General features: G+C 67.6%; 21 protein-coding genes. 12 read left to right on the top strand and 9 right to left on the bottom strand.

Annotated elements, in window-relative coordinates; translation table 11 throughout:
• The first annotated feature begins 87 nt into the window (after positions 1-87).
• The 5 genes from BMW75_RS06470 (at position 88) to BMW75_RS06490 (ending at position 4,239) form a co-directional block, all read left to right on the top strand.
• A complete protein-coding gene (locus BMW75_RS06470; RefSeq protein ID WP_008161772.1) occupies positions 88-624 on the top strand; it encodes an iron transporter in 537 nt (178 codons plus the stop codon).
• Positions 625-626: 2 nt separating this feature from the next.
• Entirely contained in the window at positions 627-980 is a 354-nt protein-coding gene (locus tag BMW75_RS06475; protein WP_076521973.1) for a cupredoxin domain-containing protein, read from the top strand.
• Between the two features lie 14 nt (positions 981-994).
• Entirely contained in the window at positions 995-1,843 is an 849-nt protein-coding gene (locus BMW75_RS06480) for an FTR1 family iron permease (RefSeq protein ID WP_092577943.1), read from the top strand.
• A 42-nt stretch (positions 1,844-1,885) separates the two neighbouring features.
• Positions 1,886-3,292, top strand: coding sequence for a 4Fe-4S binding protein (locus BMW75_RS06485; RefSeq protein WP_092578064.1), 1,407 nt, complete (start codon positions 1,886-1,888; stop codon positions 3,290-3,292).
• 74 nt (positions 3,293-3,366) lie between these two features.
• Positions 3,367-4,239 carry a PhzF family phenazine biosynthesis protein gene (locus BMW75_RS06490; protein WP_092577944.1) on the top strand — a complete coding sequence of 291 codons (873 nt, stop codon included), beginning with the start codon at positions 3,367-3,369 and terminating at the stop codon, positions 4,237-4,239.
• A gap of 97 nt (positions 4,240-4,336) precedes the next feature.
• Here BMW75_RS06490 and BMW75_RS06495 read toward each other — a convergent pair whose 3' ends face one another.
• The 5 genes from BMW75_RS06495 to cphA (BMW75_RS06515) all read right to left on the bottom strand — a co-directional run bounded on the left by BMW75_RS06495 (position 4,337) and on the right by cphA (BMW75_RS06515) (position 11,025).
• Positions 4,337-4,675: a BON domain-containing protein gene (locus BMW75_RS06495; protein ID WP_092577946.1), complete on the bottom strand. Its 339-nt coding sequence runs from the start codon at positions 4,673-4,675 to the stop codon at positions 4,337-4,339.
• A gap of 90 nt (positions 4,676-4,765) precedes the next feature.
• Positions 4,766-4,930: a DUF1328 domain-containing protein gene (locus BMW75_RS06500; protein ID WP_006389411.1), complete on the bottom strand. Its 165-nt coding sequence runs from the start codon at positions 4,928-4,930 to the stop codon at positions 4,766-4,768.
• 27 nt (positions 4,931-4,957) lie between these two features.
• The gene (locus BMW75_RS06505) at positions 4,958-5,158 is read right to left on the bottom strand and encodes a CsbD family protein (protein ID WP_008161759.1); all 201 of its coding nucleotides are present in this window, start codon (positions 5,156-5,158) and stop codon (positions 4,958-4,960) included.
• A gap of 618 nt (positions 5,159-5,776) precedes the next feature.
• The gene (gene cphA / locus BMW75_RS06510) at positions 5,777-8,347 is read right to left on the bottom strand and encodes a cyanophycin synthetase (RefSeq protein WP_092577947.1); all 2,571 of its coding nucleotides are present in this window, start codon (positions 8,345-8,347) and stop codon (positions 5,777-5,779) included.
• Positions 8,348-8,409: 62 nt separating this feature from the next.
• Positions 8,410-11,025 (bottom strand): cyanophycin synthetase, encoded by a 2,616-nt coding sequence (cphA, locus tag BMW75_RS06515; RefSeq protein ID WP_092577949.1) that lies wholly within the window; start codon positions 11,023-11,025, stop codon positions 8,410-8,412.
• A 260-nt stretch (positions 11,026-11,285) separates the two neighbouring features.
• Here cphA (BMW75_RS06515) and BMW75_RS06520 point away from each other — a divergent pair, with 260 nt between their 5' ends.
• Positions 11,286-13,571, top strand: coding sequence for a cyanophycin metabolism-associated ABC transporter (locus tag BMW75_RS06520; RefSeq protein ID WP_076519504.1), 2,286 nt, complete (start codon positions 11,286-11,288; stop codon positions 13,569-13,571).
• Positions 13,572-13,598: 27 nt separating this feature from the next.
• Positions 13,599-14,069, top strand: a complete 471-nt coding sequence (locus BMW75_RS06525) for a cyanophycin metabolism-associated DUF1854 family protein (protein ID WP_076519506.1) — start codon at positions 13,599-13,601, stop codon at positions 14,067-14,069.
• Between the two features lie 97 nt (positions 14,070-14,166).
• Here the strand turns inward: BMW75_RS06525 and BMW75_RS06530 are convergent, their stop codons facing one another.
• Positions 14,167-15,297: a GNAT family N-acetyltransferase gene (locus BMW75_RS06530; RefSeq protein ID WP_092577951.1), complete on the bottom strand. Its 1,131-nt coding sequence runs from the start codon at positions 15,295-15,297 to the stop codon at positions 14,167-14,169.
• Positions 15,298-15,476: 179 nt separating this feature from the next.
• On the opposite strand from BMW75_RS06530, the gene BMW75_RS06535 reads away from it, so the two are divergent.
• From BMW75_RS06535 to BMW75_RS06555, 5 genes are all read left to right on the top strand, one after another.
• Positions 15,477-16,277, top strand: coding sequence for a ferritin-like domain-containing protein (locus BMW75_RS06535; RefSeq protein WP_092578065.1), 801 nt, complete (start codon positions 15,477-15,479; stop codon positions 16,275-16,277).
• Positions 16,278-16,290: 13 nt separating this feature from the next.
• Complete coding sequence (locus BMW75_RS06540) at positions 16,291-17,007, top strand: MOSC domain-containing protein (protein ID WP_092577953.1); 717 nt, start codon at positions 16,291-16,293, stop codon at positions 17,005-17,007.
• Positions 17,004-18,215 (top strand): lytic murein transglycosylase, encoded by a 1,212-nt coding sequence (locus tag BMW75_RS06545; RefSeq protein WP_092577955.1) that lies wholly within the window; start codon positions 17,004-17,006, stop codon positions 18,213-18,215. The genes BMW75_RS06540 and BMW75_RS06545 overlap by 4 nt, the downstream gene beginning before the upstream one ends.
• Positions 18,216-18,331: 116 nt before the next feature.
• Positions 18,332-18,745: a YidB family protein gene (locus tag BMW75_RS06550; protein ID WP_076519513.1), complete on the top strand. Its 414-nt coding sequence runs from the start codon at positions 18,332-18,334 to the stop codon at positions 18,743-18,745.
• Between the two features lie 132 nt (positions 18,746-18,877).
• The gene (locus BMW75_RS06555; RefSeq protein WP_256381715.1) at positions 18,878-19,750 is read left to right on the top strand and encodes a DUF4434 domain-containing protein; all 873 of its coding nucleotides are present in this window, start codon (positions 18,878-18,880) and stop codon (positions 19,748-19,750) included.
• A 16-nt stretch (positions 19,751-19,766) separates the two neighbouring features.
• Here BMW75_RS06555 and BMW75_RS06560 read toward each other — a convergent pair whose 3' ends face one another.
• Genes BMW75_RS06560 through BMW75_RS06570 form a run of 3 tightly spaced genes read right to left on the bottom strand, consistent with a single transcriptional unit; the run spans position 19,767 to position 23,051 of the window.
• Positions 19,767-20,897 carry an acyl-CoA dehydrogenase family protein gene (locus BMW75_RS06560; protein WP_092577959.1) on the bottom strand — a complete coding sequence of 377 codons (1,131 nt, stop codon included), beginning with the start codon at positions 20,895-20,897 and terminating at the stop codon, positions 19,767-19,769.
• Positions 20,898-20,907: 10 nt separating this feature from the next.
• Positions 20,908-21,582 (bottom strand): alginate O-acetyltransferase AlgF, encoded by a 675-nt coding sequence (locus BMW75_RS06565; protein WP_092577961.1) that lies wholly within the window; start codon positions 21,580-21,582, stop codon positions 20,908-20,910.
• Complete coding sequence (locus tag BMW75_RS06570) at positions 21,579-23,051, bottom strand: AMP-binding protein (RefSeq protein WP_092577963.1); 1,473 nt, start codon at positions 23,049-23,051, stop codon at positions 21,579-21,581. Before BMW75_RS06570 ends, BMW75_RS06565 begins: the two co-directional genes overlap by 4 nt.
• Positions 23,052-23,064: the final 13 nt, after the last annotated feature.

The following is a 23,064-nucleotide window of genomic DNA, read 5'->3' on the forward strand; positions in this document are numbered from 1 at the left end:
AATCCTCTAAATTAATGAAAACGGTTCTTGTTTGTGTTTTGAGAACCGCTGTTTTCGTTTGTGTTCGTGTTTCGAGGATTAATGCACATGATCAAGAAAGCCTTGGCGCTGGCCATTGTCGCGTTGAGCGTGTCCGCCGCCCACGCGGCCGAATACCCCATCGGCAAGCCGGTCGAGAAGGGCGGCATGGAAATCGGTGCGGTGTACCTGCAGCCGATCGAAATGGACCCGCCCGGCATGATGCGTCCGGCCAAGGATTCCGACGTGCACCTGGAAGCCGACATCCACGCCACCGCCGGCAACAAGACGGGCTTTCCGGAAGGCGAGTGGGTGCCTTACCTGGTCGTGAACTACGAGATCCAGAAGGTCGGCAGCCAGAATGTGCAGAAGGGCACGTTCATGCCCATGGTTGCCAACGACGGTCCGCACTACGGCGAGAACGTCAAGCTGGAAGGTCCCGGCAAGTACAAGCTCAAGTACTCGATCCTGCCGCCGACGGCGAACAAGATGAGCCATTTCGGCCGCCACGTCGACAAGGAAACGGGCGTGGGCGAATGGTTCGAACCGTTCGACCTGGAATATGAATTCGTCTACGCCGGCACCGGCAAGAAGGGCGGGTATTGATCGTGCGCCGCCTGCTTCGCGTTCTTGCCGCACTGCTGATCGGCCTGGCCGGCGTGGCGGGCATGACGCCCGCGCAGGCGGCCGATCTGCCCACGTTCACGTTGACATTCAAGCCGGACGGCACGTTCGAGCCCGCCACGCTGGAAGTCCCCGCGGGCCGGTTCAAGATCGAACTGATCAACGAAAGCAATGAGCCGGTGGAGTTCGAAAGCATTCCGCTGCGCAAGGAAAAAGTCCTTGGGCCGGGCGTGAAATCCTTTGTGGTGATCACGATCTCGCGGCCGGGCGAGTATCCCTTTTTTGACGACTTTCACCAGAGCGTGAAAGGCACCTTGGTCGTCAAGCCCAAGGAATAAAGCGGCATCCAAGCATGGAACAGGTACTTTTCATCGTCTGGCGCGAAAGCGTCGAAGCCCTGCTCGTGGTGGGCATCCTCTACACCTGGCTGCGCGCCACGCCGGAAGGCAAGCGCGGGCTGCCCTACCTGTGGGGCGGCGTCGCGGCCGGCCTGGCGCTGGCCGTGGCGCTGGCGCTGGTGCTGCTGGGCGTGTCGTCCTGGCTCAGCGACGAGGGGCAGGAATGGTTCCAGGCCATCATGTCGCTGGCGGCGTGCGCGCTCGTGGTGCAGATGGTCGTCTGGATGAAGAAGCACGGCCGCACGCTCAAGGGCGAACTGGAAAGCGGCGCGCGCGCCTCCGTGGCCAGCGACAACTGGTGGGGCCTGCTGGTGCTGGTCGCCATCGCCGTCGCCCGCGAAGGCAGCGAGACGGTGGTGTTCCTGTACGGCACGGTGTCGGCGGGGCAGGGCGGCAGCGACATGCTGATGCTGGCCCTGGCGGGCGTGGCGGGCTTCGCCGTGGCGCTGCTGACGTTCTGGCTGCTGCAACTGGGCGGCAAGCTCATCACCTGGCGCCGCTTCTTCCTCGTGACCGAAATCCTGCTGCTGCTTCTGGCCAGTTCGCTGCTGGTGGGCGGCCTGGATCACCTGATTTCGCTGGACGTGCTGCCGACCATCGTCGACCCGGTCTGGGACAGCTCCTGGCTGCTCAGCGACAGCACCGGCCTGGGCAAGGTGCTGGCCGACTTCGCCGGCTACCGCGCGCTGCCGGCGCTGACCTCGGTGCTGCTGTGGGTGGCGTACTGGATCGTCGTCTGGGCGCTGCTGCGCTGGGTGGGCAGCAAGCCCGCGCCGGTGGCCGCCGCCCGGGGGGCATCCTGATTCCGGTCTGTCCCGCCGGACTGAATATTTGAAGGTTTGACCATGGCTGCTGCAATCGGGAGGGCGACCTCCCGCATCGCCGACTTCCTCCGAGACCATGCCCCGCTGTTGCGCAAGCTGCAGTGGGGCATTGTCGCGTTGTACGCGTTCCTCCTGATCGTGCCCGCGCTGCTGCCGTTGCCCGACAACGCCGCCTCGGTGTTCAACAATTTGACGGTCGTGGCGCAGTTCGCGTTCTGGGGCGTGTGGTGGCCGTTCGTGCTCATTTCCATGCCTATCCTCGGCCGCGCGTGGTGCGGCTGGCTGTGTCCGGAAGGCATGCTGACCGAATGGGCCAGCGAGCGCGGACAGGGCCGCGCCATCCCGAAGTGGATGCGCTGGGGCGGCTGGCCGTTCGTGGCGTTTGCGCTGACGACGATCTACGGACAGCTCGTCAGCGTCTATCAATATCCGCTGGCGGTGCTGGCCGTGCTGGGCGGGTCGACCGTGGCGGCCATGATCGTCGGCTGGCGCTACGGCCGCAGCAAGCGGGTGTGGTGCAAGTACCTGTGCCCGGTGAACGGCGTGTTCAACCTGCTGGCCAAGCTGGCGCCCTGGCATTTCAAGGTCGACGAGGAAAAGTGGCGCCATCCGGTCATCCGCATCGAACCCATCAACTGCGCGCCGCTGGTGCCGCTGCGCCACATGAAGGGCGCGGGCGACTGCCACGTCTGCGGCCGCTGCAGCGGCTATCGCGGCGCGATCGCGCTGACGCCGCGGTCGCCGGAAGAAGAAATCGTGCACGTCGCCGACGGCGACCCCTGGCAGACGGCCTTGCTGTGCTTCGGCCTGATGGGCATCGCGATCGGCGCATTCCTCTGGAGCGCCAGCCCGTGGTACGTGACGGCCAAGCAATGGGCCGCGACCTGGCTGGTCGAGCGCGACATCCTGTGGCCGCTGATGGACAACGCGCCCTGGTTCATCCTGACGCATTACCCGGATGTGAATGACAGCTTCTCGTGGCTGGACGGCGCGGGCATCCTGCTGTTCGTCGTCGGCGCCACGGTGTGCGTGGGCGGCGCGGCGTTCCTGTCGCTGTGGATCGCCGACCGGCTCGCGCCTGCCGCACCGGCCGCGCCAGCGCCGCATGCGCCCGCGTCGCGTTGGGGACGCCCGGGCCTGCACAAGCTGGCCCAGGCCCTGATCCCGTCGGCCGGCATCGGCGTGTTCCTGGGCCTGTCCGCCACGACGATCACGCTGCTCAAGCATGAAGGCGTGCAGGCCGCCTGGGCGACGCCCGTGCGGTTCACGCTGCTGACGCTGGCGGTGCTCTGGACGCTGCGCCTCTATGCGCGCCTGCTCAAGCCGCGTCCGGTGGGCATGGCCCGCAAGCTGGCCGCGGGCCTGGTGCTGGCGGCGGGATTGGCGCCGTTCTGCCTGGCCTGGGTGCTGTTCTTCGCCATCTGGTAGTCCGGCTTCGCGCGCATTGCGATAAAGTGGGGACCGCGCCGGCGCCGCCGGCATTCCCTCATTTTCGTTTCGCCATGGCCACCTACGCGTTCCGTCTGCTCAACGTTTTCGCTTCCTCCACTTTCAGCGGCAATCAGCTTTGCGTATTCGAAGATGCGCGGGGCATGGACGACGCCACCATGCTGAACCTGGCTGCGCAGTTCAACCTGTCCGAGACCACCTTCATCCTGCCCTCGGACCGCGCAAACGCGCTGGTGCGGATCTTCACGCCGGGCTACGAGATGAAGTTCGCCGGCCATCCCACCATCGGCACCTCGCAGGTGGTGCGCGACCTTCTGCAAACGGGCGATGCGCTCACGCTGGAATTCAAGGCGGGCGTCGTTCCCGTGGTGGCCAACGGCGATGCCTGGACGTTTACCGCGCCATGCCCCGACGGGGTGCGAACCGCCAGGCCCGAGCTGGACGGCGCCGAGATCGCGGGGCTGGTCGGATTGGATGGCGATGACCTGCTGGCCGAGCCCATCTGGGTCGATACCGGCGCAGACCAGTTGCTGGTGCCGCTTGCCAGCGTGGACGCCGTGCGCCGGGCCGCGCCCGATGCCGCCAAGCTGGCGCGCTGGCAGGCCAGCAGCCTGGGACGCAAGACGCTTTATGTATTTGCCTTTGACGAAGGCAGGCTGCAAGGGGGGCGCCAGGTCGTGGTGGCCAGGTATTTCTTCGCCAAGGCGGGCGGCGGCGTCGACGAAGACGCGGGCACCGGGTCGGCCTGCGCCAACCTGGGCGGTTGGCTGCAGCACCGCGGCTACCCCTTGCCGGCCAGCATCCTGGTCGAACAGGGCGACCAGATGGGCCGGCCGTGCCGACTGCTGCTGGAGGTCCTGGCCGACGGCCGGATCCAGGTGGGAGGCCGCGCGCTGGAGATCGGCCGCGGCGCCGTGACGATCTAGCGGGCTATCCCCCCGGAATTTGCGGGCATGAAAAAGCGGCGCCGAGTTGCCTCAGGCGCCGCTTTGTATTCAGGCGTGGATCTTGACGATCCTGCCCTTACTTGCGGTTCTTGGCCGGATCAACCTTGATGTTGTTCTTGACCTGCTTGACGCCTTCGACGCCTCGGGCGACCTTGGCGGCGTGATCCGCTTCGGCTGCGGTACCCACGGTGCCGGTCAGCGTGGCGACGCCGTTGTTGGTTTCGACGGCGATTTCCAGGGCGCTCAGTTCTTTGTCGGCCACGAAAGCGGCCTTGACCTTGGTGGTCACGGTGGCGTCGGACGCGTATTCACCCACGGACTGTTTCGGCTTGCCGTCATCGGCGGCAAAAGCCATGGAAGTGAAGACAGCGCCCGTACCCAGTGCGGCGGCGGCGATCAGCTTGCGAATTTCCATAGTAATGCTCCTTGTTAGTGGTGTTCAGCGCGTTCTCGTTCTAGACGCAATGACGATATGAGATGGCTCAGTGGTTCTATTTCGCTGGTGCTATTTCTTGCGGAAGGCGCCGCCCAGGATGGACAGCAGTGCCAGGACCAGAAAAACGAAGAACAGGATCTTGGCAATCCCCGCGGCGCCGGCGGCGATGCCGCCGAAACCCAGGACAGCCGCGATGATGGCGATAACGAAGAAAACTACGGCGTAATGCAACATGTCAGCTTCTCCTGGTTGTTATGGGTATCAGGGATTGCGGTCGAAGAAATCCCGGACTTCCTTTTGCGCCTCTTCCTTGGTCTTGCCGTAGCGCTCCTGGATCAGGCCTGCCAGACGTTCGGCGTTGCCTTCCGTGCGCGTCAGTTCGTCGTCGGTGAGCTCACCCCAGGCCGCCTTGGCCTTGCCCGTCAGTTGCTTCCACTTTCCGGCGATGATGTCGTTGTTCATGGTGACCTCTCTCTGGTTGCTTGCGGCGGCGGGTTTATGGCCTATAAACCTGCCGTTTCGCGGTGTGTTGGGCACTGATCAGCTAGCCTCTAACGTACGAGTCGGCCTCAGGGGGTGTCAAACGACGCTGTGGAGAAATGTAACGGCGCCGATGCGGGAAAAACCGGCGGTTTGAGACGAGAAATCCACCTCAAATTACCTCAGGGCCGAGTTACATTTGAGCAACGATTTGACCCCTTTTGAGCGCGGCTCGTAACCGATCCGCTCTATGGCAGGCGCTGGCGCGGGTGGCCGGCGGCAAGCCATGCCGGTATAGTCCAGACGGAACCGGCTGGCGGTTCGACACGTAACGGGAGAAAAACTCGCATGACGAAACGACTTTGCAGCGCCATCTTGCTGGCGCTCGGCGCCATGGCGGCCATGGGTTGCACGCACGTGACGGACCGGTATCAGGCTTCGGCGGCCGACGTGGCGCCACAGGGCTAGGGGCGCGGACGATCGGGCGCGGATAGCGCTGCGGGGTGCTGCGCGCCCGCGACTGCGGATACGCGTGCACCACGCCGGTAAAAAAAGAACGGGGCGCCGTGAAGCGCCCCGTTTGCGTTCCCGCCGCCCCGCTCAGGGCTGGGCGATGCGTGCCGCGATGTGCCCCAGCGCCTCTTCCACCTGGTCCACCAGGATCAGGCACAGATCGCCGGGATTCAGGCGCGCCAGCGCCGTATCGATGGCCAGGAATTCGCCGTGGATCTCCTCGATGTGCGTCGTGCGGCTGGCGCCCACCAGGCCTTGCTGCAGCAGGGCCAGCACTTCGCCGTCGGCGCGGCCGCGCTGGCATTGGTCCTGGTAGAGCAGCACGTCGTCGAACGCCGCGCCCAGGATCTCCGTCTGCATGCGGATGTCTTCGTCGCGGCGGTCGCCCGCGCCGCTGATGACCACGACGCGGCGATGGGACGGCATGGCGTCCACCGCGCGCACCAAAGCCTGGATGGCGTCCGGATTGTGGCCGTAATCGGCGATCACCGTGGCCCCGCGATAGTCGAACACGTTAAAGCGCCCCGGAGCGGTCTGCGCGTCGTTGACGAAGGTGGCCAGGCCGCGGCGGATGACGTCCCAGCCCAGGTCCAGCGCCCACGCCGCGGCGATGGACGCCATGGCGTTCTCGACCTGGAACGTGATCGTGCCGCCGCGCGTGAGCGGAATCTGCGCCAGCGGGAAACGGACCTCGTCCGCGCCCTGCGCCGCGACGATTGCGTCGCCGTCGCGATAGACCGCGCGCTGGCCCTGCGCGCGGTGCGTGACCAGCACGGGATGGTTGCGGTCTTCGGCGAAGTACGTGACCGAACCGGGGCAGCTGGAGGCCATCTCGGCGACGATGGGATCGGCGGCGTTCAGCACCGCCATACCCGACGGATGCACGTGCTGGACGATGACGCGCTTGACCACGGCCAGGTCCTCGACCGTGCTGATGTAGCCCAGGCCCAGATGGTCGCCCATGCCGATGTTGGTGACGATGGCGACGTTGCAGCGGTCGAAGGCCAGGCCCTCGCGCAGGATGCCGCCGCGCGCCGTTTCGAACACCGCGGCGTCCACGTCAGGGTGCATCAGCACGCTGCGCGCGCTGCGCGGACCGCTGCAATCGCCAGTGTCGATGCGCAGGTTGTCCACGTAGACGCCGTCGGAATTCGTCATGCCCACGCGGTTGCCAGCCACTCCCAAGAGGTGCGCGGTCAGGCGCACCGTGGTCGTCTTGCCGTTGGTGCCCGCGACCGCCACCACCGGGATGCGGCCGTCGTCGCCATCCGCGTACATGTTGGCGATGATGGCTTCGCCCACCGCGCGGCCCTTGCCGAACGAAGGGTTCAGGTGCATGCGCAAGCCGGGCGCGGCGTTGACTTCGACCACGCCGCCGTGCTGGTCTTCCAGCGGGTGGTGGACGCTTTCGGCCACCACGTCCACGCCGCAGATGTCCAGGCCGATCATGCGGGCCGCGGATACCGCGCGCGCCGCCATTTCGGGGTGGACCTCGTCCGTCACGTCCGTGGCGGAACCGCCGGTGCTCAGGTTGGCGTTGTTGCGCAGGAAGATCAGCGTGCCAGCGGGGGGCACGGAATCGGCGTCAAAGCCCTGTTTTTTCAGCGTTGCCAGCGCAATGTCGTCAAAGCGGATCTTGGTGAGCGAGGTGGCGTGGCCGTCGCCGCGCAAGGGGTCGGCGTTGACCTGATCCACCAGTTGGCGAATGGTCTGCTGCCCGTCGCCCGTGACCTGCGGCGGATCGCGGCGCGACGCCGCGACCAGCGCGCCGCCGACGACCAGCAGGCGGAAGTCGTGGCCCGGGATATAGCGTTCGACGATGACTTCCGAGCTGATCTCCTCGGCCACTTCAAAGGCCTGGATCACGCGCTCGCGGGTTTCGATGTTGACCGCGACGCCGCGGCCCTGGCTGCCATCGCGCGGCTTGACCACGACAGGGCCGCCCAGTTCCTGCGCCGCTTCCCAGGCTTCTTCGGCGCTGGTCACGGAGCGGCCCATGGGCACGGGCACGCCGGCGGCGTCCAGCAGCATTTTGGTCAGGTCCTTGTCCTGGGCGATGGATTCCGAGATGGCGCTGGTCAGGTCGGTTTCGGCGGCCTGGATGCGGCGCTGCTTGCTGCCCCAGCCGAACTGCACCATGCTGCCCTGCGTCAGCCGGCGATAGGGGATGTTGCGGGCGGTGGCGGCGTTCACGATGGAGCCGGTGCTGGGGCCCAGGCGCACGTCCTCGTCCAGTTCGCGCAGGCGCTTCAGGGCGTCGGCGATGTCGAACGGCGTGTCGTCGAGCGCGGCGCGCACCAGTTGCTGGGCCTGGTCCATCGCCAGCCTGCCGACTTCTTCTTCGCTGTATTCGACCACCACCTGGAACACGCCCGGCTCGATCGTGGACGCGGTGCGCCCGAACGTGACGGGGCAGCCGGCGTGCGCCTGCATCGTCAGCGCGACGATCTGCAGCACGTGGGCGATGGACACCGCGTCCTGATGCCCTTCGGGGCGCAGCAGGCCGGTCTGCGGCAGGCGCGCGCGCAGGCGCGCTTCGAATTCGGGCAGGTTGTCGATGGAGCATTCGGCGTCGGCGCACGACACGATGGCCTCGATCGCGGTGTTCTTGCTCCACAGATTGGGGCCGCGCAATGCTCGGATACGGGAGACTTCCATGGCAGGGATTCCTGTCGTCTGGCGCGCGTCCGCGGTAGGGGGCGGGCGCGCGCGCGAATGTGTCAGTGTTGTTGGATCCAGCGGCGGACCAGGTCGATGGTCGGGCCGGAGAAGGCTTCGTCGGATTGCAGCAGGACGAAGTCACCGGAGGCGATGCCGTCCAGTACGCCGCCGATGGCCGTGCCGTGGTCGGGCTCTTCCTGGATGTCCTTGACGCGGCTGCCTTGCGCCAGGCCCTGGCGCAGCAGCGCGCGCGCCTCGCCCGCGGGGCGCTTGCTGCGCACGGTCGCGTCGTCATAGAGGACCACGCGGTCGAAGGCGTCTCCCAGCAGCTTGCCCTGTTCGATCAGGTCCGCGTCGCGGCGGTCGGCGCCGGCCGAGTAGACCGCGGTGCGCGTCTGGGACGAGAACTGATCGATGGCCGTGATCAGCGGGCGCAGCGCCGAAGCGTTGTGCGCGTCGTCCACCACGACGGTGGCGTCGTTGCGTTCGAACAGCGTGAACTGCCACGGGGCATCCGCCTGGTCGATGTCGAAGGTCTCGATGCCGGCGCGGATCAGTTCCACCGGGATGTCCAGCGCCCAGGCCGAGCCCACGGCCGCCAGCACGTTCTCGACCTGGAAGGCCACGCGCCCGCCATGCGTCAGCGGGATGGCGGCCACGTCGGCCAGCCGTTCTTCGTGCGCGCCGCGCGCCAGCATGATGCTGCCGTCGCGCACGAACACGGCGCGGCCGTCCTGGGCCAGGTGTTGCGCGATGGCGGGCAGGGCGGGGTCGACGCCGAAGAAGATGACGGCGCCGTCGCAGAGTTCGGCCATCTCGACCACGCGCGGATCCCGCGCATTGAGCACGGCGACGCCGTCCGGCAGGACCACGTCCACCTGCGTACGGAACACGTTGAACAGGCGGTCCGTTTCGTTGATGTCGAAATCGCCGAGATGGTCGCCGTCGTCGATGTTGGTGACCACGCCGACCTGGCAGCGGTCGTAGGCCAGGCCCTGGCCGAGGATCACGCCGCTGTCGTTCTCGATGACGGCGGCGTCCACGTTGCGGTTCATGAGCAGGCGCGAGCCCGAGGCGAAGTCGGCGCGATCGCCCTTTTGCACGAGACGGCGGTCCAGGTAGAGGCCTTCGCTGCACGCCAGACCCGTGCGCTTGCCCGACAGGTGCAGCAGGCGCGCCACCAGGCGGGCGACGACGGTCTTGCCGTTGGTGCCCGTCACCCCCACGATGGGAATGCGGCCCGCGTCGCCGTCCGGGAACAGGTGGTCGACGATGGCGCGGCCCACGGGCCGCGGCGCGCCGTCGGCCGGCTTCAGGTGCATCAGCAGTCCGGGCCCGGCGTTGACTTCGACGATGGCGCCGCGCTGTTCGTCCAGCGGGCGCGAGATGTCCTCGGCCACCAGGTCCACGCCGGCAATGTCCAGGCCGACGATGCGCGCGGCCAGGGTGACCGTGGCCGCCACGCTGGGATGCACGCGGTCGGTGACGTCGAACGCGACGTTGCCGCTGCGCTGGACCAGCACGCGCTGGCCTTCGGGCGGGATGCTGTCTTCCGTCAGGCCCTGGCGCGCGATCTCCAGCCGGGCGGCGGAGTCCAGGCGCACGAAATTGAGCGGGTGGTTTTCGGTGCGGCCGCGGCGCGGGTCGGTGTTGATCTGGCTGTCGATGAGCTCGGTGATGGTGGACGTGCCGTCGCCCGTCACCCAGGCCGGCTCGCCGGCGGCGGCGGCGACCATCCGGTCGCCCACCACCAGCAGGCGGTGTTCGTTGCCCAGCACGAAGCGTTCGACGATGACGCCGCTGCCTTCGTCCACGGCGACGCGGTAGGCGGAGACCACTTCTTCGCGCGTCGTCAGGTTGGTGAAGACGCCGCGGCCATGGTTGCCGTCGTAGGGCTTGACCACCACGGGCAGGCCGATGTCCTCGGCGGCATCCCAGGCGTCTTCCTCGCTTTTGACCAGGCGCCCTTCGGGCACCGGCACGCCGCAGGTGGACAAGAGCTCCTTGGTCAGGTCCTTGTCGCGCGAAATGCCTTCGGCGATGGCGCTGGTGCGGTCGGTCTCGGCGGTCCAGATACGGCGCTGCGCGGCGCCGTAGCCGAACTGGACGAGGTTGCCCTCGAAAAGGCGGATGTAGGGGATGTCCCGGTCGTCGGCCGCGTCCACGATGCAGGCGGTGCTGGGACCGAGGCAGTGGCGGTCGATCAGGCTGCGCAGCTTGGCGATGGTGGCGGGCACGTCGAACGGCCGGTCCTCGATGGCGGCCATGACGAGGTCGCGCGCTTCGTTCAGGGCGGTGCGGGTGACCTGTTCCTGCCAGGCGCGCACGACGACCTTGTAGACGCCGCGCTGGGAGGTTTCGCGCGCCTTGCCGAACCCGCCGCGCAGGCCGGCCAGGTTCTGCAGTTCAAGCGTCACATGTTCAAGAATGTGGCCGGGCCAGGTGCCTTCTTTCAGGCGGGCCAGAAAGCCGCCGCGGACCCCGGGGCTGCAGCGGTGCTCGATCAGGGTTGGCAGCCATTCGGTCAGCCGTTCATAGAATCCGGGAATCGTGTTGGAGGGGTAGTCCTCCAGTTCGCCGATATCCACCCATGCTTCAAGGACCGGGCGATACGTCCAAATGTTCGGGCCGCGCAAAGCCACGACATCGATAAATTCAATGTCTTTCTTTTTCATGTTTTAATTTGCTCGAGAAGCAGGTTGGCACGCGCGGACGCCCCTATGCTAGACCGCGAGTTTATTGGGGTTGCGCCTTAAGAATAATGCCAACGAGTCGGGGGATCCCAGATATTCCTAATTAGAAAAATCGGCTGCTACTATACGACGCCTTCAAGGCGTGAATTCGTTGTGTTGTAAGGAAGGGACACGTTTGCCGCCGCTGGCGTCGAACCGGTTGCCGCCTAGTAGGGCAGAGTCCTGGCCCGGTATGCGTTCCAATGAAAAAACCAAACCTGCTTTCCGGCCTTGCCGACGCATTTCCTGCCCGCTGGCGGGATGAGATCCGCACCGAACTGGCGGATGACGAAACCCTACTGGCCTGGGTCGAGATAGACCTCGATCAGCGGCTGAAATTCCATCCCGGCCTGGTCGCCGTGACCGATAAACGGCTGATCGCGCGCCTTCCTGACAATTCCGGTTGGGAATCCTGGCCATATGGCCCCCAATTAAAGCTATCCCTCAGCGACCATGCCGGCGCCGCCGTGCTGGAGCTGCACGACGACGCCGGGCGCCTTGCCGCCTGGCGTTTTACGTTGGCGTGCAACCCGGCTGCGCTGCGCCTGCTGGCCCAGTTCGAAACGCAGCAGTCCATCCGGCTTTCCGGCAAACCGCCCGAAGAGCTGTCGGAACGCACCTGCACCATCTGCAATAACGTCATCCCGGCGGGCGAGGAAGAATGCCCGACATGCAACCAGGAACAGGCCGCGCCGTCGACCACCTGGGCGCTGCTGCGGCTGTGGCGTTTTGCGCGGCCCTACCGCGGCCCGCTGTTCGCCGGCTTTCTATTGACGCTGCTGGGCACCGCCGCCACCCTGGTGCCGCCGTACCTGACGATGCCGTTGATGGACGATGTGCTGATTCCGTTCCAGAACGGCGCGCCCATCGATTACGGCCTGGTTCGGCTGTATCTGGGCGGCCTGCTGGGGTCGGCCATCCTGGCCTGGGGGTTGGGCTGGGCGCGGACCTACATCCTGGCCTGGGTCAGCGAGCGCATCGGCGCCGATCTGCGCACGACCACTTATGCGCACCTGCAGCAACTCTCGCTTGAGTATTTCGGCGGCAAGCGCACCGGCGACCTGATTTCGCGCATCGGCAGCGAAACCGACCGCATCTGTGTGTTCCTGTCGCTGCATCTGCTGGACTTCGCCACCGACATCCTCATGATCGCCATGACGGCGGTCATCCTGATCAGCATCAATCCCTGGCTTGCGCTGGTCACGCTGGTGCCGCTGCCCTTCATCATCTGGATGATCCATGCGGTGCGCGACCGCCTGCGGCATGGCTTCGAAAAGGTCGACCGCATCTGGTCCGAGATCACCAACGTGCTGGCCGACACCATCCCCGGCATCCGCGTGGTCAAGGCGTTCGCCCAGGAAAAGCGCGAGGTCGCGCGGTTCCGCGAAGCCAACAACCGCAACCTGGAAGTCAACGACCGCGTCAACACCACCTGGTCGCTGTTCTCGCCCACCGTCACCTTGCTGACCGAGGTGGGCCTGCTGGTGGTGTGGATCTTCGGTATCTGGCAGGTGTCGCAGCGGCAGATCACGGTGGGTGTGCTGGCGGCGTTCCTGGCGTATATCGGCCGCTTCTACATGCGCCTGGATTCCATGAGCCGCATCGTGTCGGTCACGCAGAAGGCCGCGGCGGGCGCCAAGCGCATTTTCGACATCCTGGACCACGTGTCCAGCGTGCCCGAACCGTTGAATCCGGCCAAGCTGCCGCACATCAATGGCCGCATCGAACTGCGCGACGTGGGGTTCCGCTACGGCAACCGCCAGGTCATCCGTGGCCTGAACCTGACCATCGCGCCCGGCGAGATGATCGGCCTGGTGGGGCACAGCGGATCCGGCAAGAGCACGCTGATCAACCTGATCTGCCGGTTCTACGATGTGTCCGAAGGCGCGGTCCTGGTCGATGGCGCCGACATCCGTTCGGTGCGGGTGGCGGACTATCGGCAAAACATCGGCCTGGTGCTGCAAGAGCCGTTTCTGTTTTTCGGCACCATCGCCGAGAACATCGCCTACGGCCGGCCCGACGCGACGCGCGACGAGATCGTGGCCGCGGCCCGCGCCGCGCATGCGCACGAGTTCATCCTGCGCCTGCCGCATGGCTATGACTCGCTGGTGGGCGAGCGCGGCCAGGCCTTGTCCGGCGGCGAGCGCCAGCGCATTTCGATCGCGCGCGCGCTGCTGATCGACCCGCGCATCCTGATCCTGGACGAAGCGACGTCGTCGGTGGACACCACGACCGAAAAGGAAATCCAGAAGGCCCTGGACAACCTGGTGCGCGGCCGCACCACGATTGCCATCGCGCATCGACTGAGCACCCTGCGCAAGGCCGACCGGTTGGTGGTCCTGGATCGCGGCCAGATCGTGGAGCAGGGGCCGCACGAAGCATTGATGGCCCGCGAGGGCGCCTACTATCGCCTGTACCAGGCGCAGGCGCGCCAGGCCGAAGCCGACGCGCAGGCGTCGGGCAGCGAAGACATGGCCGCGGTGGCCTGACGCCCGGACGCCCAGACGGAACCCATCATGACCTTGCCGTTCTTTCAATTGCGCCGCAATGCCTTCGGGCGCCTGGAATTCCAGTCCGCCGACGGCGAATCGCACGAAGGCGTCATTCCGGTGCGCGCCTTTCCCATCAGCGAAGCGGGGCGCGGCCTGTCGCTGGTGACCAGCGACGGGCACGAGCTGCTCTGGATCGAACACCTGTCCGACGTGCCGGCCGAACCGCGCGCCCTGATCGAAGAAGAACTCGCGAGCCGCGAATTCATGCCCGAGATCCGCAAGCTGTCCAGCGTCTCGACCTACGCCACGCCCAGCGTCTGGAAGGTCGAGACCGACCGCGGCCCGACGTCATTCACGCTGCGCGGCGAAGAAGACATCCGCCGCCTGTCGGCGCAGACCTTGCTCATCGCCGACAACCACGGCATCTTCTATCTGGTGCGCGACATCCAGGCGCTGGACAAGCACAGCCGCAAGCTGCTGGACCGCTTTCTCTGACACCCGGCAGCGGTCGGTGTCTGACACCCGACAGAGATTGCCGTCAGCTTGCTCGTGCGTTTCGCGGGTGTCAGACACCCCCCAGTGCCCCTGACACCTACGAAGCGCCCTTGAACGGCGTATGCGATTCCAGTTCGCCCAGGTAGTCCGTCACGGCGGCGGTTTCCTCGTCCAGGAAATTCTGGATCGCTTCGGCGAATCCGGGGTGGGCCACCCAATGTGCCGACCACGTCGGCGTGGGCAGCAGGCCGCGCGCCATCTTGTGCTCGCCCTGCGCGCCGCCCTCAAAGCGCGCGATGCCATGCGCGATGCAGTAGGCGATGGCCTGCATGTAGCAGGTCTCGAAATGCAGCCCAGGCACATATTCCGTCGCGCCCCAATAGCGGCCATATAGCGCATCGCCGCCGGCCAGGTTGAGTGCGGCCGCCACCGGCTCGCCATCGCGTTCGGCCAGGATCAGCACGAAGGCCTCGGGCTGGTCGCGGTGCGCGCGCTCGAAGAACGCGCGGCTCAGGTAGGGCGGGTTGCCGTGGTCGAAGTAGGTGCGGCAATAACAGTCGTAGAAGAACGCCAGCTCCTGCGCGCCGATCTCGGCCCCGCGCAGCCAGCGGAACGCAAGGCCGGCCGCGGCGACCTTCTTGCGGTCCTGGCGTATCTTCTTGCGCTTGTCGTGGCTCATGGCGGCCAGGAATGCGTCGAAATCCGCGTAGCCGGCGTTGGTCCAGTGGAACTGCACGCTCTCGCGGATCATGAAGCCGGCCTCCCGCAGCACGCGCACGTCGGCGTCGTCGGGAAAAAGCAGATGCAGGGACGACACGTTGATCTCCTGCGCAAACGCCACCAGCCCGCGCACCAGGGCGTCGCGGTCTTCGTCGTTGGCCGCCAGTAGCCGGGGGCCCGTGACCGGCGTGAACGGGATGGCCGACAGCAGCTTGGGGTAGTAGCGCATGCCGTGCCGCTGGAAGGCGTCGGCCCACGCATAATCAAAGACGTATTCGCCGCGCGAGTGCGATTTCAGGTACAGGGGCGCCGCGGCCGCGAGCGCGTCCCCTCGCCACAGCGCAAGAAAGTGGGGCGCCCAGCCGGTGCGCGGCGATGCGCAGCCCGTTTCGTGCAGGGCGAGCAGGAAGGCATGGCGCAGAAAGGGCTGGTCGCCCGCGAGCGCGTCCCATTGCCGGGCGTCGATGCGGGACAGATCGGTTTCTAGAGTCAGGCGCAGGGAATCCATCCGCGAATGATAAAGTCTTCGGGTGCGCCTGGTGTCCGGACCACGGCGCTGGAAGGGATTTGAAGCGGGCTTTGAAGCAGGATTTGAAGCAGTATTTGATGCAGGAATACAGGCAGGATTCGAAGCGGCCGCGCGCGGCCCGGGACGACGGCAACATGAACACCAGCAGGACAGCCCCGATGGCACAGGGGGACGAGGCGCTCGGCATGCGTGCGCAGGCGCTGGCGGCGCTGGCCGCCACGGCATGGCCCGACAAGCTGGCGCGGGTGCGCGCCATCGCGGACGACGCCAGACTGGATTGCGAGCGGGTCTTCGCGCCTGTCGACGGATTGCCCGGCCGTCCGGCGCGGCCTGCGCTGGTCGCGCCCGCCGAGGTCAGCCAGCGCTCCATGGCCACGCAGGAGGGCAGGGCGGCGCTGCTGCACGCCCTGGCCCACATCGAGTTCAACGCGGTGAACCTTGCGCTCGACATCATGTGGCGCTTTGCCGGCATGCCCGAGGCCTTCTACCGGGACTGGCTGCGCGTCGCGCGCGAAGAGGCGCTGCACTTCGACCTGCTGCGCCAGCGCCTGGACGCCCTGGGCTATGCCTACGGCGATTTTCCCGCGCACAACGGGCTGTGGGAAATGGCCGAAAGAACCCGCGACGACCTGCTCGCCCGGCTGGCGCTGGTGCCGCGCACGCTGGAGGCGCGCGGACTGGATGCCTCGCCCATGATCCGCAACAAGCTGGCCGGCGCGGGCGACGCGCAAAGCGCGGCCATCGTCGACATCATCCTGCGCGACGAAATCGGCCACGTCGCCATCGGCAACCACTGGTACAAGCAGCAGTGCGCGCTGGCGGGCAAGGAACCGGTGGCCTGCTATGCCGAACTGGCCAGGCAATATGACGCGCCGCGTCTGCGCGGCCCCTTCAACCTGGAGGCGCGGCGCGCCGCCGGCTTCGACGACGACGAGCTTGCCGCGCTGCAGGCCGGCTGAGGAAGGCATCCAGATGGACATCACGATCGACGCGCTGCTGACGGGCACGGTCCGCCCGCTGGGCGATTCGGGGCGCGACAGCGGCATCGACAAGCATCCCGTGGCCGAGCGGCGCTGGCTGGGGCCGGAAGGGCTGGGCGGAGACGAACAGGCGGACCGGCGCTTTCATGGCGGCCCGGAAAAGGCGCTGCATCATTACGCGCGCGAGCACTATCCGGCCTGGCTTGCGGCGCTGGGCGAGCGGACGGTGCTGCGCGCGCCCGGGGCCTTCGGCGAAAACATCTCGACCACCGGCATGACGGAACGCGACGTGTGCGTGGGCGACATCTACCGCGCGGGCGCCGCGCTGATCCAGGTGTCGCAGGCGCGCCAGCCGTGCTGGAAGCTGGATCACCGGTTCCAGCACAAGGGCATGGCGGCGCAGGTGCAGGCCAGCGGCATGACCGGCTGGTACTACCGCGTGCTGCAGGCCGGCTGGCTCGCGCCCGGCGACACGGTGTCGCTGCAGGAGCGGCCGCATCCGCAATGGACGCTGGCGCGCGTGCAGGACATCCTGAACCGCCGCGTGCTCGAGCCGGACGTGCTGCGCGCGCTGGCGGCGCTGCCCGAACTGTCGCCCAACTGGCGCACGCTGTTTGAAAAGCGCGCGCACGCCGGCGAAGTCGAAGACTGGACGCGGCGCCTGCAAGGCGACGCCGCGATCGCACCTCTCAAGGAATCCCAAGCATGACCTCCCTGTTGATCCGTGCGCTGGCCAGCGCCGCGCTGGTCCTGCCGGCGTCCGCGGCGCTGGCCGCCGACCCATTTTCCGCGTGCCTGTCGCAGTTGCGCGGGCCCGCCTTGAAGGCCGGCGTCGCGGCCGCGACCTTCGACACGCATACCGCCGGGCTCGCGCCCGACATGGCGGTGATCGACCTGCTGGATGCGCAGCCCGAATTCAAGACGCCCATCTGGGACTACATGGCGGGCCTGGTGGACGACGAGCGCGTGGCCGACGGGCAGGCCGGCATGGCGCGCTGGCAGGCCGAGCTGGAGCGCGCATCGCTGCGCTATGGCGTGGACCCGGCCACCATCGCCGCGGTGTGGGGCGTGGAAAGCAACTTCGGCCGCACCTTGGGCGGCCGGCCGCTCCTGACGTCCCTGTCCACGCTGTCGTGCTTCGGCCGGCGCCAGGCGTATTTCCGGGGCGAATTCTTCGCCACGCTCAAGATCATCCAGGACGAGCACATCGCGCCCGACCGCCTTGTCGGCTCCTGGGCGGGCGCGTTCGGCCAGACGCAGTTCATGCCGTCCACCTACCTGCGGCTGGCGGTGGACTTCGATGGCGACGGCCGCCGCGACCTGGTCGACAGCGTGCCCGACGCGCTCGCGTCCACCGCCAACTTCCTGAAGCGCGCGGGCTGGAATCCGGCGCTGGCCTGGGGCTACGAGGTCAGGCTGCCCGCCGGGCTGGACACTGCCGGCGCGGGCCGCAAGAACAAGCGTCCGATGTCGTCCTGGGTAAAGCAGGGCGTGACCCGCGCCGACGGCCAGCCCTTGCCGGGCGGCGACACGCCGGCCGGCCTGCTGCTGCCCGCGGGCCGCGGCGGCCCGGCGTTCCTGGTCACGCGCAATTTTGACGCCCTGTATTCCTACAACGCCGCCGAAAGCTATGCGCTGGCCATCGCGCATCTGTCCGACCGCTTGCGCGGCGGCGGTCCGTTCGTCCAGGCCTGGCCCACGGACGACCCGGGCCTGTCGCGCGCCGAACGGCGCGAACTGCAGCGCCTGCTGATCGCCCGCGGCTATGACGTGGGCGAGCCCGATGGCATGGTCGGCGCCCGCACGCGCCAGGCCCTGCAGGCCGCGCAGCGCGAATTGGGCTTGCCGGCCGACGGGCGCGCGGGCCAGAAGGCGCTGAAGGCGCTGAGGGCATTGACGCCTCCGCCGAAAGGATGAGCCGCCCGGCCTGATTTACAACTTTTGCAAAGTCGAGCCCGGCGGCAGGCGCATCGGCGCGCGCGACGCTTTTCGTCGGCCTATACTGGTTTTCCGACTTTTCCAGGAGCGCGGCAATGAGCCTATTGGACACTTTGGCCTCGATGGCCGGCGGCGGTCAGCAGGGCGGATCGGCCTCGCTGTTGCCTGCATTGATTGAGCAACTGAACAAATATCCCGGCGGGCTGACCGGCCTGATCGCCAGCTTCCAGAAGGGCGGGCTGGGCGAGATCGTGGCTTCCTGGGTGGGAACCGGCCAGAACCTGCCCGTCAGCCCCAGCCAGCTCGGCGCGGTGCTGGAACCCGGCGTCGTGGACGAACTGGCCGCCAAGACCGGGCAGGACACCACTTCCGTGCTGGATTCGCTGTCGGCCCTGCTGCCGCAGCTGGTCGACAAGGCCACGCCGGAAGGCGCGGTGCAGCCCGGCCAGCAATTCAATCCGGCGGACCTGCTCGGCTCGCTGTCGGGCCTCTTCGGCAATCGCGGATAAGGGCAGGGCAGTCTCCTGGTACATCCGCAGATCAAGTCCCGCCTGCGCCGGCGCCTGTTCCAGGCGCTGGCCCTGGGCGCGCTGGCGCCGCTGGCCGCCTGCTCGCCGCCGCTCTCCCTGAATGCCACCTTTCTGCAGCTCTGGCGCAGCCACGCGGACCTGACGCCGGACGCGTGGCGGCTGCGTCTGCGCAGCTTCCGGCGGCTGGGCTGCCGCGAGATCTTTCTGCAATGGACCGGGCTGGAAGGCGGGCGCCCGGACGACTGGATGGCGCCCGGGACGCTGCTGGACACGCTGTTCGACGAAGCCGCGCGCCAGGGGCTGGGCATCCACGTGGGCCTGCCCTACGACCAGCGCTGGTGGGACGTGCTGGCCCGCGCGGACACGACGTCGCTGGCCGCCTACCTGGACCAGACGCGCGCGCGCGGCATCGCCTACATGCAGCAATCCGGCTGGAACGAGCGCCGCGCGTTCCGCGGATGGTATCTGCCGTATGAGCTGGAGCAGTACAACTGGGCGGCCGCCGAACGCCAGGCGCTGCTGGTGCCGTGGCTGGACGCGCTGTCGCGCGCGGCCCAGGCCACCAGCCGCGGAGTGCCCTGCATTTCCACGTATCACAGCCGGTTGCCGGGCGAGGGATCGCTGGCGACGCTGTGGAGCCGCATCCTGGATCGCGTGGCCATCCATCCGATGATCCAGGACGGCGTGGGCGTGGCGGGCCTGGCCAACCTGCGTGCGCTGGCGCCGCTGCACGACATGCTGCGGGCCCGCCACGCCTCGTTCGACCTGATCCTGGAACTGTTCGAGGAACTGCCCTCGGGCGCCACCGATGGCTCGACCTTCAAGGCACGCTCGGCCGACTTCGAACGCGTGCGCGAGCAATGGGAAGTGGCCCGAGGCTATGGCGCCAAGCGCATCGTGGCTTTTGCGCTGGACCCCTGGGTCATCGACGACACGCCCGAGGCGCGCGCGCTGATGCGGGCCTGGATGGACGCGCGGATCTGAAGCCGGCCGCGCAGCGTCAGTGGAAGCTGCGGCCGATGATCTCCAGCATGACCTCGTTGGTGCCGCCGAAGATGCGCAGCGCGCGCGCGTCGGCCCATGCGCGGCCGATGCCGACCTCGGCCATGTAGCCATAGCCGCCATAGAGCTGGAGCAGGTCATCCAGGATGCGGCCCTGCATCTCGGTGGCATTGAGCTTGGCGATCGCGGCCGTCGTGGCGTCCAGCTCGCCGTCCAGCATGCGTGCCAGGCAGTCATCCAGGAAGACGCGCAGCATGGCGCTCTGGGCCCGCGCGTTGGCCAGCTTGAAGCGCGTGTTCTGGTAGTCGATCACGCGCCGTCCGAACACCTTCCGGTCGCGGGTGTATTGCGCGGCCTGTTCCAGCATGCCCTCCTGCGAGGCCGCCGCGCGCAGCGCGATCGCCAGGCGCTCGCGCGCCAGTTCGCGCGTCATGATCTCGAACGCGGCATTGGGCGGGCCCAGCAGGCAATCGGCCGGCACGCGCGCCTCACTGAAGAACAGCTCGCAGGTGTCCTGGCTGTGCTGGCCGATCTTGGCCAGCGGCGCGCCCTTCGTGTAGCCGGGCAGGCCTTCCTCCACGCAGAAGAGCGACAGCCCGCGGGCGCCCAGGTCGGGATCGGTGCTGGCCAGCACGATGGCCAGTCCGGCGTTGACGCCATTGGTGATGAAGGTCTTCTGCCCGCTGAGCACGTAGTGGTCGCCGTCGCGCCGCGCGCGCGTGCGCACCGCCTTCAGATCGCTGCCTGCGTCCGGCTCGGTCAGCGCGATCGCGCCGATCGTCTCGCCGCGCGTCATGGCCGGCAGCCAGCGGGCCTTCTGCGCGTCGGTGCCGACGTTCATCAGGTAAGGCGCGACCATGTCGGAATGGATCGAAAAGCCGATGCCCAGGAAGTTCGCGCGGGCCAGTTCCTCGATCACCACGGCGGCGTGGCCGAAATCGCCGCCCGGCCCATAGGGATCCGGCAGCGCGCAATTGAGCAGTCCTTCTTCGCCCGCCCGTCGCCACAACGCGCGCGGCGTCACGCCGGCCTGCTCCCACTCGGCGTAGTGGGGAGCGATTTCGCTGGCGATGAAGCGCTTGACCTGGTCGCGGAAAAGTTCGTGGTCGTCCCGGAATACGCGGCGCATGAGAGTCTTCCTATTTCTTGTAAGGGTCCGTGCCGCTGGCCTGGCCTTTCAGGACGGGCGCCTGCGGCGTGCCGGTGAGGAACAGGCTGTAGTGGTCGCCCGGCTGGAGGGCGGGCAGGGCAAGGGCTGGCGACACGGCCGCGCCGCAGCCGGCGACCAGCGTGGCGCTGACCGGGTTGATGGCGCGCGCGGCGGAACCGCCAGGATCGACGTCCTTGAACAGGACGGGGCCCGGCGGGCTGACCGACAACTGTCCGGCGGGGCAGTCCGCCGCGAGGTTGTAGAAGCGCAGTTCCGCCTTCAGCGCATCCAGCGCGCCGGCGCTGTCGTCGATGACGCTGAAGGACAGCCTGCCACCGTCGCGCCGCGGAACCAGTGTGCTGAACGTGTCGGGCGCGACCTGCAGCGTGCCCGCGAGCTTGCCGTCGATGCGCACGTCGAAGGGCTGGTTGCCCTTCACGATGGCGTAGGTGGTGGCCTGCCTGTCAGGGCCGATCTCCTGGACCGGACCCTGCGCCACCTGCGCCTGCAGCGGATGCACGTGGGGATTGACCACACGCACGAAGGACGAGCCGGCGGGCGGGCGCGCGGCATAGAGTTGCGCCAGCACGCCTTCGGCGGCGGCGCTGGCGCAGGCGGCCGCCAGGGCGATGGCGAGGGCGAGGCGATGGGTCGTGCGTGTCATGCTTGCTGCTCCGGTTTCTTGCTGAGGCGCGCTTCGAGGTACAGGCGTTCAAGCTGCTTGCGGTCCGCCTTGTCCGTGCTGGTGGTGGGAAAGCGCTGGCAGGCCAGCAGCTCGGAAGGAATCATGTAGGGGGGCAGACGCCGGGCCAGCGTGTCTTTCCAGTCGGCGAGGTGCGCGGGCAGGGGCTGCAGGCCTGCCGGACCGCTCGCGGCCGGTTCCACGAACCCGATCAGCCGGACGATGGCCCCGTCGGGCCGGCGCAGCGCCACCGTCGCGCCGGCCCGCGCGCCGGGCAGGGTGGCAAGGGCGGCATCGATCTCGGCCAGCTCGATACGGTAGCCGTGCAGCTTGATCTGGTCATCGATGCGTCCGCGGAAGGTGACCCGTCCCTGCGCGTCCATCTCGCCCAGGTCGCCGCTGCGGTAGCCGCGCTTGCCGTCGCGCGTGAACATGCGCGTCGCGTTCAGGTCGGGACGGTTCAGATAGCCCCGCATGACATGGTCGCCGGCGATGCAGATTTCGCCGTGCTCGATGAACACGTCGGCGTAGGGCTTGGCGCGGCCGATCGGAAAAGGATTCGGCGCCGCCGCGCGCAGCGCCGGGTCGATCTCGACCCAGGTCGTGGAGCAGGTGGCCTCCGTCGGGCCATAGGAATTGACGATGCGGACCTGCGGAAAGCGCTGCCAGATTTCCTCGGCCAGGGCCGGCGTGAGCGACTCCGCGCCGAAGACGAACACGCGCAGGTCCGGCAGGTGGACGTGGTCGAAGTCGGGATTGAAGAGCTGCTGCCGCACGAACGAGGGCGTGGACGCCCAGACGCCGATGCGCGTGCCCGCCAGGTACTGCACGAAGCGGTCCCGCTGCGCGATGGTCTCGCGCGGGCACAGCACGCAGGCGCCGCCCAGCGCCAGCGCGCCGACCCAGTTGAACAGCGAGAAATCGAAGCTGAACAGCATCTGGTCCATGAACACCGGCGCGGGGCCCAGCGCAAGGCAATCGCGTATCCAGCCGGCAAAAAGCGCCACGCTCTCGCGGCCGATCTGCACGCCCTTCGGATCGCCCGTGCTGCCGGACGTGAACATGATGTAGGCCAGGCCGGTTTCGGCCAACGGGGAAGCGTCGCCCGCGGGAATGAAAGACTGCGCCTGCGCGTCGTAGCGCAGGCCGGCGCGGACCAGCTCGCCGATGCGCGCGATGCGCTCGGGCGGGTTGATCACGTCCACCGGCACGAAGGGCACGCTCAGGCGCAGGCAGCCCAGCATGGCCACCAGGAAGGCGGCCTCCTTGTGGCCGGAGATCACCAGCGGGACGTCGGACCGCGCGCCGGCGTCGCGCGCGGCCGTTTCCCACGCTTCGGTGGCCGCGCGCAGCGCGCCCCACGAGGTCGCGCCATGCGCGTCCACCACGGCGATGGCGTCCGCGCCGCCCTGCGTGTCCACGAAATCGCAGGCATTGAAATCGAAACGCATGGTCCGGCCCTCC

The sequence above is a fragment of the Achromobacter sp. NFACC18-2 genome, from assembly GCF_900108985.1.
In the GTDB taxonomy this organism is placed as follows: Bacteria; Pseudomonadota; Gammaproteobacteria; order Burkholderiales; family Burkholderiaceae_B; genus Achromobacter.